This is a genomic window from Rhizobium sp. KNZ2-6A, from assembly GCF_056755475.1.
Genome location: NZ_JBNDIC010000066.1, coordinates 18,261 through 27,360, shown reverse-complemented (window position 1 = coordinate 27,360; position 9,100 = coordinate 18,261). Strand labels below are relative to the sequence as shown.

At 59.2% G+C, this 9,100-nt stretch carries 10 protein-coding genes; 6 read left to right on the top strand and 4 right to left on the bottom strand.

The window, feature by feature from the left end; translation table 11 throughout:
• Window positions 1-26 precede the first annotated feature (26 nt).
• Both ACPYOP_RS29440 and ACPYOP_RS29435 read right to left on the bottom strand, forming a co-directional pair.
• A complete protein-coding gene (locus tag ACPYOP_RS29440; protein WP_481413786.1) occupies window positions 27-1,190 on the bottom strand; it encodes an FAD-dependent monooxygenase in 1,164 nt (387 codons plus the stop codon).
• Window positions 1,191-1,218: 28 nt separating this feature from the next.
• Window positions 1,219-1,464, bottom strand: coding sequence for a zinc-finger domain-containing protein (locus ACPYOP_RS29435; RefSeq protein WP_149637585.1), 246 nt, complete (start codon window positions 1,462-1,464; stop codon window positions 1,219-1,221).
• 201 nt (window positions 1,465-1,665) lie between these two features.
• Between ACPYOP_RS29435 and ACPYOP_RS29430 the strand changes: the two genes are divergently transcribed.
• A complete protein-coding gene (locus tag ACPYOP_RS29430; protein WP_481413785.1) occupies window positions 1,666-2,451 on the top strand; it encodes an alpha/beta fold hydrolase in 786 nt (261 codons plus the stop codon).
• Between the two features lie 104 nt (window positions 2,452-2,555).
• Here ACPYOP_RS29430 and ACPYOP_RS29425 read toward each other — a convergent pair whose 3' ends face one another.
• Window positions 2,556-3,356 (bottom strand): enoyl-CoA hydratase-related protein, encoded by an 801-nt coding sequence (locus ACPYOP_RS29425; protein WP_481413784.1) that lies wholly within the window; start codon window positions 3,354-3,356, stop codon window positions 2,556-2,558.
• A 76-nt stretch (window positions 3,357-3,432) separates the two neighbouring features.
• Between ACPYOP_RS29425 and cysE the strand changes: the two genes are divergently transcribed.
• From cysE to clpA, 5 genes are all read left to right on the top strand, one after another.
• The gene (cysE, locus tag ACPYOP_RS29420; RefSeq protein WP_481413783.1) at window positions 3,433-4,296 is read left to right on the top strand and encodes a serine O-acetyltransferase; all 864 of its coding nucleotides are present in this window, start codon (window positions 3,433-3,435) and stop codon (window positions 4,294-4,296) included.
• Window positions 4,297-4,422: 126 nt separating this feature from the next.
• Window positions 4,423-4,626, top strand: coding sequence for a DUF3126 family protein (locus ACPYOP_RS29415; RefSeq protein ID WP_047633271.1), 204 nt, complete (start codon window positions 4,423-4,425; stop codon window positions 4,624-4,626).
• A 350-nt stretch (window positions 4,627-4,976) separates the two neighbouring features.
• On the top strand, window positions 4,977-5,342 hold the full coding sequence (locus ACPYOP_RS29410) for a phasin family protein (RefSeq protein ID WP_481413782.1): 366 nt from the start codon (window positions 4,977-4,979) through the stop codon (window positions 5,340-5,342).
• A gap of 287 nt (window positions 5,343-5,629) precedes the next feature.
• A complete protein-coding gene (clpS, locus tag ACPYOP_RS29405; protein ID WP_402792547.1) occupies window positions 5,630-5,983 on the top strand; it encodes an ATP-dependent Clp protease adapter ClpS in 354 nt (117 codons plus the stop codon).
• A 10-nt stretch (window positions 5,984-5,993) separates the two neighbouring features.
• Complete coding sequence (gene clpA, locus ACPYOP_RS29400; protein WP_481413781.1) at window positions 5,994-8,525, top strand: ATP-dependent Clp protease ATP-binding subunit ClpA; 2,532 nt, start codon at window positions 5,994-5,996, stop codon at window positions 8,523-8,525.
• A 108-nt stretch (window positions 8,526-8,633) separates the two neighbouring features.
• On the opposite strand, the gene ACPYOP_RS29395 is transcribed toward clpA, so the two are convergent.
• Window positions 8,634-9,062 carry an HIT family protein gene (locus ACPYOP_RS29395; RefSeq protein WP_481413780.1) on the bottom strand — a complete coding sequence of 143 codons (429 nt, stop codon included), beginning with the start codon at window positions 9,060-9,062 and terminating at the stop codon, window positions 8,634-8,636.
• Between the last annotated feature and the right edge of the window lie 38 nt (window positions 9,063-9,100).

Genomic DNA, 9,100 nt, shown 5'->3' with positions numbered 1-9,100 from the left:
GACGCGCGGCGCTGTGGGGAGGCTGATCAGCCGATGGCGCGATAGCCGTAGATCCAGTCCATGTCCGCCGCGAGGCTTTGCGGCGGACGAAGCGAGAGAACGAGGTCACGCGCCATCTGGATCGGCCCGCGTGCGTGATAGGCAAATTGGTTGAAGGCGGCGCGCTGGCGCAAGCGGGCGACGCGCGGCGCCCGATGTTTCTCGTAAAGATCGAACGCTTCCGACAGCGGACGTGTCGCCAGCATGCTGGCGAGTTCGAAGGCATCCTCGATCGCCATGGCCGCGCCCTGAGCCGCGAACGGCATCATCGCATGCGCGGCGTCGCCGATGAGAATCACATCGCGCTCATTATGCCATTTGCCGGCTTTCATCTCGTAGAGCGGCCAGACGCTAGCCTGTTCCTGTCTTTCCAGCATGTTCAGGATCGCATCATTCCAGCCGGAGAAGCCGCGCAGCATACTCTCTCTTTGAGCCTTGCTGCCGGTGGCGTTCCAATCATGGCTGGCGCTGCTGCCGGAAACGATCGCGACCATATTGAAGGCAGTATTTTCCCGGATCGGGTAGCAAACGAGATGGCTGGAGCGGCCGAGAAAGGCGGTGACGCTAGTGCGGTTCAGGATCGCCGGCGCGGATGCTTCCGGGATCGTGAAGCGCCATGCGATATTTCCGGAAAAGAGCGGCGAGGGCGCACCGGGCACGAGTGAGCGTGTCTTCGACCAGACACCGTCGGCGCCGATTACGAGATCAAAGTCGCGGCCAGCGATTCCATCCGGCATCGTTCGGTTTTCGAGATCGATGCGTCGGCCGAGATGCAGCGTGCACAGCGCGTTGGCGGCAACGGCATCGAGAAGCGCCTTCTGCAGCGTGGCGCGATGTGCCGTCCCGTAGGGGGCTCCCCAGCGTTGCCTTGCAAAATTCCCGCATGGGACGGATGCGATTTGCCGCAGCGATGAGCCGGATACCAGCTGAACCTCTTCAGGTTCCAGCCAGACGGGCCGAAGCGCATCGAGCACGCCAAGCGTATCGAGGATGCGGGAGGCATTCGGAGATATCTGCAAGCCGGCGCCGACTTCAGTCAGCGCTTCGGCCTGTTCGAAAATGTCCGATTCTATGCCATGTCTCGCCAGCGCCAGCGCTGCCGTCAATCCGGCTATTCCGGCGCCGATGATGGCGGCTCTTTTGATCGGCATCGCTTATGTCCGATCGGAATCGACGGGATTACGCTGCCTTGAAGTGGAAGACGCAGCCGGGAGGATTGGTCTGATCCGCCTTCAGCGACGGATTGTAGCGATACAGCGTCGAGCAGTAGGAGCAAACCTTCTCCGTCTCGTCGCCGAGATCGATGAAGATATGCGGATGATCGTAGGGAATCGAGGCGCCGGTGCACATGAATTCCTTCACGCCGATTTCGATGACGCGATGTCCGCCGTCGTTCTGGAAATGGGGAATATTGTGACCGGCCATGATGATCTCCGAATGCGTCCTGCCGCGAGCGGCATGAATGTTGCGCCAGACTTGGTAGCCCCTCTTTATAATCCTTCTTCCTGATTGTGTAGTGCGAAAGTCCGGCTTGATGCAGAGATTTTCGCAGGCGCAGGGTTCATTTGATACTGCCGATAAAATATGGTCCGGCGCCAACAGACCCTAGCTTGCGAAGACGAAGCCATGAATTTGAATGCTCCCCAGATGTCCAATTTTGTCCGAGACGGATTGAAGCTCGCCTTTTTCGATGAAGGCGATCCCAGCGGCCCGCCGGTGCTGCTGATTCACGGCTTTGCCTCGACGGCGATTGCAAATTGGGTCAATCCCGGCTGGCTGAAGACACTGGGCGAAGCGGGTTACCGGGTGATTGCCATCGACAATCGCGGCCACGGCTTGAGCGACAAGCTCTATGACGCCGATGTTTACCACCCTTGGATCATGGCCGAGGATGCCGTGGCACTCCTGGACCATCTGGGTATCCCGGAGGCGCATGTGATGGGTTATTCCATGGGTGCGCGCGTTGCCACTTTCATGGCTATCGCGCATCCCGATCGTGTCCGCTCGCTGGTGCTGGGTGGTCTCGGCATCGGCATGGTCGAGGGGGTCGGCGACTGGGATCCAATCGCGGACGCGCTGGTTGCGCCGTCGCTCGATGACGTCACGCATCCGCGCGGACGTATGTTCCGCGCCTTTGCCGAGCAGACGAAAAGCGACCGGCAGGCGCTGGCCGCCTGTATCCAGGGCTCGCGCGATCTGGCGGCGAGGGAAGATGTGGCAAGGATCGAAGCGCCGGCTTTGATCGCCGTCGGCACCAAGGACGATATTGCCGGCTCCGGCCACGAACTGGCGGCACTGATGCCGAATGCCGAGGCCATCGACATCCCGAACCGCGATCATATGCTTGCCGTCGGAGACAAGATCTTCAAGTCGGCGGTTCTCGAGTTTTATCAGCGCCTCGACGGACGCTAGAGCATTTCCAGGAAAAGTGCGCAGCGGTTTTCCGTTCGGAATGCGTTGGGAAATAAGAAGATAGAGCGGTTTCGCGATTCGAAGATAAGCGAAAGTGCTCTAGGTCACTTGCCGGTGAAATGCGGTTTCCGCCGCTCGGCAAAGGCGGCGCGGCCCTCGGCATAATCGGCGCTGTCGAAGGTCTCGGCGCCGATCACCTCCGCTTCGCGCAGCAGGTCGGGATTCTGCTCGATGGCGGCGCGGATTGCGAGTTTCGAGGCATGCAGCGCGATCGGCGCATTGGCGGCGATCGCGTGGGCGAGGGCGGAGACTTCGCTGTCGAAGGCGCCGGCCTCGATTTCCTCCAGAAGAAAGCCGGCGGCAACCATCTTCTCGCTCGACATCGGTGCGCCCGTGAACAGCGTGACCTTGGCCATCTGCGCCCCAAGCGCATTGACGATGTCCTGCACGGCATCGGCGGGATAGGCGATGCCGAGGCGAACGGCGGGCACGGAAAACCGGGCGCCTCGTTCGGCGATCCGCAAATCGCAGGCCGCCGCCAGCCCGAAGCCGCCGCCATAGCAGATGCCGCGGATTGCCGCGATCGTCGGCACGCGGCAATGCCGGATTGCCTCGAAAGCCCGGCTGTTCAACGCCTCGTAAGCGACCGCGGTCTCGGAGTTCTTGCGCAGGCTGTCGAATTCGCTGATATCGGCGCCGGCGGAAAAATCCGCGCCGCTGCCGCAAAGGACGACCACATGCGCGTGCGCTTCGTCGGTCAGGATGCGCACGGCTTGCGGGATGGCACGCCACATGGCGGCGGTCACCGCATTCTTCCGATCGGGATTGCCGATGGTGATGGTGCCGATGGCATCGCCGCACGTCGCGCGGATGAGCCCGCCGGCAAAATCATGCTCGAAATTCATGCGTCACCAACCCATTTGTCTTGCGTGGCATTTATTCTATATAATGTATCCCTGACAGAAAATCGGGAGACCGCCAATGGTCGCAGCAACGGACATTCGCCCGGTAGAGGGCTTGGGCGCGGTTAAGGTCATGGACCCCATCTGGGACAGCATGCGCGAGGAAGCTCGCGCCGCTGCCGAGCGGGATCCGCTGCTTGCCGCCTTCCTCTATTCGACGATCATCAACCACCGTTCGCTGGAGGAATGCGTCATCTATCGCATTTGCGAGCGCCTCGACCATCCGGACATGCAAGCCATCCTCCTGCGGCAGACCTTCGAGGAAATGTTGACCGACTGGCCGGAGTGGGGATCGATCCTCCGCGTCGATATTCAGGCCGTCTACGACCGTGATCCCGCCTGCCTGCGTTTTCTGGAGCCCGTGCTCTATTTCAAGGGGTTCCACGCTCTGCAGACGCACCGCCTCGCGCACTGGCTTTATAATCATGGCCGCCGCGATTTCGCGCTCTATCTGCAGAGCCGTTCCTCCAGCGTCTTCCAGACCGACATCAATCCGGCGGCGCGCATCGGCAAGGGCATCTTCCTCGACCACGCGACCGGCCTCGTGGTGGGTGAAACGGCCGTAATCGGCGACAACGTCTCGATCCTGCACGGGGTCACGCTTGGCGGAACCGGCAAGGAAGGCAGCGACCGTCATCCGAAAATCGCCCATGGCGTATTGATCGGCGCCGGTGCCAAGATTCTCGGCAATATCCAGATCGGCCATTGCTCGCGCATAGCCGCCGGCTCGGTGGTGTTGAAGGAAGTGCCGCCGAAGACGACGGTTGCCGGCGTTCCGGCCAAGGTGGTCGGCGAGGCCGGCTGTTCCGAGCCCTCTCGCTCCATGGATCAGTTGCTTGCCGAACGCATGGTCGTCGACCAGATCATGGGCGCGGGAATCTAGGAAAAATTCAGCCTGACTTTCGGAGGCTTGGGCTGTCGGTGGACAGGTTATGCGCGCCTCCGGTCTTTACACCGCCGCTTTTCCTATGCAAGAAGCAGCCAACCGAGATCCTCACGGAGAAGCATTGTGAAGCCTGAAGAAATCAAGAAGCTCGACGCCTATTTCAAGCGCACGTTCAACCCGCAGATAGTGGTGAAGGCCCGTCCGCGCAAGAACGATTCTGCGGAAGTCTATCTCGGCGAAGAGTTTCTGGGCGTCGTCTATATCGATGATGAAGATGGCGATCGCTCCTATAATTTCTCGATGGCGATCCTCGACGTCGACCTCTAGTTTCATTGATCTCGTATAGTGATTGAATATTCGGGCCGTATTTCATTGAAATGCGGCCCTTTTCTTTGGCAATTGTCGATTTGATCATTCCGTAGCCGTTTTGAATCGCTGCAGCTTTTCCAGCCCAACCGCCAATATTTTGGCCAAAGCCTGCGGTTGCAAGGGCTATGATATATATTAGCGAAAACAGAATGATGCGGTGCACTCATCATCGCTGACACTCAATTGTTATCGGAAATACAACCAAAGGGAGATATTGCGCCGCACAAGACTACTTGACTAATTGTGCGTCGCATTTAACCTTTACCCTGTAAACCGGCCGCCGGCCGGCCAACAAGGGACGGAGAAGCATGTTCAATTTCGATGAAGCGAACAAGAAGGGCAAGGAAGCCATGGACACGGCGCTGAAGAGCTATTCCGATGTCACCAAAGGCTTTCAGGCGATTGCTGCCGAAGCTGCCGAATACTCCAAGAAGTCTTTCCAGGATGGCGTCACGCACTTCGAAACGCTCGCCGGCATCAAGAGCTTCGAAGCTGCCTTCGAACTGCAGAGCAGCTATGTGAAATCTTCCTACGAAAACTTCGTCGCCGAAGCCACCAAGCTCGGCGAAATGTATGCCGACATCGCCAAGACCGCCTATAAGCCCTATGAAGCACCCGTCGCTGCCGCGACGAAAGCCGCCAGCAAGGCAGCCGCTACGGCAACCGCCGCTTAAGTTCCGCCGAAAGGCAAAATTTCCGGAAGGACCGGCTACGCGATGCGTGGCCGGTCTTTTGCGTTTTGGCGCGCCGAACCGGAGCCGAGGATATGCAGCGACTTTTTTGGCCGCAGCCCGCTTTGTCAGCGAATTGTGATTGCAGTGTCCAGCAAGGGGCTTAAAATCACGCCAATATGAACTAAGTTAGAGGTTCGGATATCCGGCCCGACCAAGTGAAGAAACCAACCCTAGTTGCCAAGTCGGAATGCGATAGCTTCTGCCGGATGATTTGAGGAATGAATGAAATGATCGCTGAGCCGATCCGGATGCAAAACAATGGCGAAAGGAACGGGGACAACGGAAACCGTGGGACCTCGGTCATCACACGTACCAAGCCCAAAACCAAAAAACCGAACCTGTATCGCGTGCTGCTTCTGAATGACGACTATACGCCCATGGACTTCGTGATCCACATCCTGGAGCGTTTCTTCCAAAAGGATCTAGAAGGTGCCACCCGCATCATGCTTCATGTCCACAACCACGGCGTGGGCGAGTGCGGGATATATACATATGAAGTAGCCGAAACGAAGGTGAGCCAGGTGATGGATTTTGCCCGGCAGCACCAGCATCCGCTGCAATGTGTTATGGAAAAGAAGTGAGGATCTGAACGTGCCAACATTTTCGCCTAGTCTTGAGAAGGCGCTGCATCAGGCACTGACCTACGCGAACGAGCGGCATCACGAGTATGCCACGCTGGAACATCTGCTTTTGGCGCTGGTAGACGACGCCGATGCCGCAGCTGTCATGGGCGCGTGCAATGTTGATCTCGATGCGCTCCGTAAGACTCTGACTGAATACGTCGATAATGAACTTTCCAATCTGGTCACGGGCTATGACGAAGACTCGAAGCCGACCTCCGGCTTCCAGCGCGTCATCCAGCGCGCCGTGATCCATGTGCAATCTTCCGGCCGCGAGGAAGTGACGGGCGCCAATGTTCTCGTCGCGATTTTCGCGGAGCGGGAAAGTCATGCCGCATTCTTCCTGCAGGAACAGGAAATGACCCGCTACGACGCGGTCAACTACATCTCCCACGGCATCGGCAAGCGCCCGGGTTCCTCCCAGACCCGCACGCCGCGCGGCGCCGAGGAAAGCGAATCCGAAAGCAAGCCGACCTCCCGCGGCGAGCAGGAGGAAGGCAATGGCAAGAAGCAGCAGGATGCGTTGAAGGCCTATTGCGTCAACCTCAATGAGAAGGCCAAGAACGGCAAGATCGATCCGCTGATCGGCCGTCACTCAGAGGTCAACCGCACGATCCAGGTGCTTTGCCGCCGTTCGAAGAACAATCCGCTCTATGTCGGCGATCCCGGCGTCGGCAAGACGGCGATTGCCGAAGGTCTTGCCAAGCGGATCGTCGAGGGCAAGGTTCCGGAAGCATTGGCCGACGCCACGATCTTTTCGCTCGATATGGGCACGCTGCTGGCCGGCACCCGTTATCGCGGCGATTTCGAGGAACGCTTGAAGCAGGTCGTCAAGGAGCTCGAAGAGTATCCGGGCGCCGTGTTGTTCATCGATGAGATCCACACTGTCATCGGTGCGGGCGCCACCTCCGGCGGCGCTATGGATGCGTCGAACCTGCTGAAGCCGGCTCTTTCCTCGGGGGCGATCCGTTGCATCGGTTCGACCACCTACAAGGAGTATCGTCAGTTCTTCGAGAAGGACCGGGCGCTCGTCCGCCGCTTCCAGAAGATCGACGTCAACGAGCCGAGCATCGAGGATGCCATCGAAATCATGAAGGGCCTGAAGCCCTATTTCGAAGAGTATCATCACCTGCGCTATTCGAACGACGCCATCAAGTCGGCGGTCGAGCTCTCGGCGCGCTATATTTCCGACCGCAAGCTGCCGGACAAGGCGATCGATGTCATCGACGAAACCGGTGCCGCGCAAATGCTGTTGCCGCCGTCGAAGCGCCGCAAGCTGATCACGGAGCGGGAGATCGAGGTGACGATCGCCACCATGGCCCGCATTCCGCCGAAGACGGTTTCCAAGGATGACGAGATGGTTCTCGCCAATCTCGAACAGGAACTGCGTTCGGTCGTCTACGGCCAGGATACGGCCATCGAAGCGCTCTCGACCTCGATCAAGCTGGCCCGTGCGGGCTTGCGCGAACCAAACAAGCCGATCGGCTGCTACGTCTTCTCCGGCCCCACCGGCGTCGGCAAGACGGAAGTCGCCAAGCAGCTTGCTTCGTCGCTCGGCGTCGAACTGCTGCGGTTCGACATGTCGGAATATATGGAGCGTCATACGGTTTCCCGTCTGCTCGGTGCACCTCCCGGCTATGTCGGCTTCGACCAGGGCGGCCTCCTGACCGATGGTGTCGATCAGCATCCGCACAGCGTCGTCCTGCTCGACGAAATCGAGAAGGCGCATCCGGATATCTTCAATATCCTGCTGCAGGTCATGGACCATGGCGCGCTGACCGATCACAACGGCAAGAAGATCGACTTCCGCAACGTCATTCTCATCATGACGACCAATGCGGGCGCTTCGGAAATGGCCAAGGCCGCCATCGGCTTTGGTTCGTCCAGGCGTACGGGCGAGGATGAGGAGGCTCTCAACCGCCTGTTCACGCCGGAGTTCCGCAACCGTCTGGATGCGGTCATTCCCTTCGCGCCGCTGCCGACGACGGTTATCCACAAGGTCGTGCAGAAGTTCATCATGCAGTTGGAAGCGCAGCTTTCCGAAAGGAACGTCACTTTCGATCTGCACGAGGACGCCATCGCCTGGCTGTCCGAGAAGGGCTATGACGACAAGATGGGCGCCCGTCCGCTGGCGCGCGTCATCCAGGAAAACATCAAGAAGCCGCTGGCGAACGAAATCCTCTTCGGCAAGCTGAAGAAGGGCGGCGTCGTCAACGTCACGGTCGGCAAGAAGGAAGACGGCTCGACCGGCATCCTGCTCGACGCGATCGCGGACACTGCTCCGATCCGGCCGAAGCCGGAAGCCGAGGTCGGCGATCAGCCGGTCGAGGTGGAGGAGGATGACGGCGATACCGTCAAGACCCGCAGCCGCGTCGGCAAGGCCGGAACGGCAGCCGACGCTCGTCGTTCGGCGAAGGCTTCGACATCGAGCGAAAGCGACGGGCCGGAAGGCAAGTCGCCCCGCAAGGGTGGCGGTGCGGTTCCGAAGGTGCCGCGCAAGTAACCGGCGATCGACTGCTTGAGAAAAATGAAACGGCTGCATTAGGGATAATGCAGCCGTTTTCATATTGTTATGAAGAAAATCTTAGAAGTGACTTGAGAGGTCAGTGCGTCAGGCCAGCGCCTCGATGATCTTCCTGGCGTTTTCAGCCAGCACCGCGCCATCCTCCATCTTGCCCGAGTGCGGCTTCAGCGCGACGCCTTCGAGGCGCGGGATGATGTGGAAATGCAGATGGAACACGGTCTGGCCGGCGGCCGGTTCGTTGAACTGGGCGATATAGACGCCGTCGGCATCGAAGGCTTCCTGAACCGCAATGGCGATCTTTTGTACCACCGTGATCGCGTGCTGCAACGCGGCTGGATCGGCATCGAAAATGTTGCGGGACGGTGACTTCGGCATAACCAGCGTATGGCCAGGCGACTGCGGCATCACATCCATGAAGGCGACCGTGTGCTCATCCTCATAGACGCGATAGGACGGGATATCGCCCTTCAGGATCTTCGCGAAGATATTGTTGTCGTCATAGGCGGGACTGGTCATCCAGGATCTCCTCGTCTTCCGTTTATGGTTATCCCCAA

What these genes read in the sequence shown, in the direction of transcription:
- ACPYOP_RS29440 (WP_481413786.1), bottom strand. Translation starts at nt 1,190, where the DNA reads ATGCCGATCAAAAGAGCCGCCATCATCGGCGCCGGAATAGCCGGATTG.
- ACPYOP_RS29435 (WP_149637585.1), bottom strand. Translation starts at nt 1,464, where the DNA reads ATGGCCGGTCACAATATTCCCCATTTCCAGAACGACGGCGGACATCGC.
- ACPYOP_RS29430 (WP_481413785.1), top strand. Translation starts at nt 1,666, where the DNA reads ATGAATTTGAATGCTCCCCAGATGTCCAATTTTGTCCGAGACGGATTG.
- ACPYOP_RS29425 (WP_481413784.1), bottom strand. Translation starts at nt 3,356, where the DNA reads ATGAATTTCGAGCATGATTTTGCCGGCGGGCTCATCCGCGCGACGTGC.
- cysE (WP_481413783.1), top strand. Translation starts at nt 3,433, where the DNA reads ATGGTCGCAGCAACGGACATTCGCCCGGTAGAGGGCTTGGGCGCGGTT.
- ACPYOP_RS29410 (WP_481413782.1), top strand. Translation starts at nt 4,977, where the DNA reads ATGTTCAATTTCGATGAAGCGAACAAGAAGGGCAAGGAAGCCATGGAC.
- clpS (WP_402792547.1), top strand. Translation starts at nt 5,630, where the DNA reads ATGATCGCTGAGCCGATCCGGATGCAAAACAATGGCGAAAGGAACGGG.
- ACPYOP_RS29395 (WP_481413780.1), bottom strand. Translation starts at nt 9,062, where the DNA reads ATGACCAGTCCCGCCTATGACGACAACAATATCTTCGCGAAGATCCTG.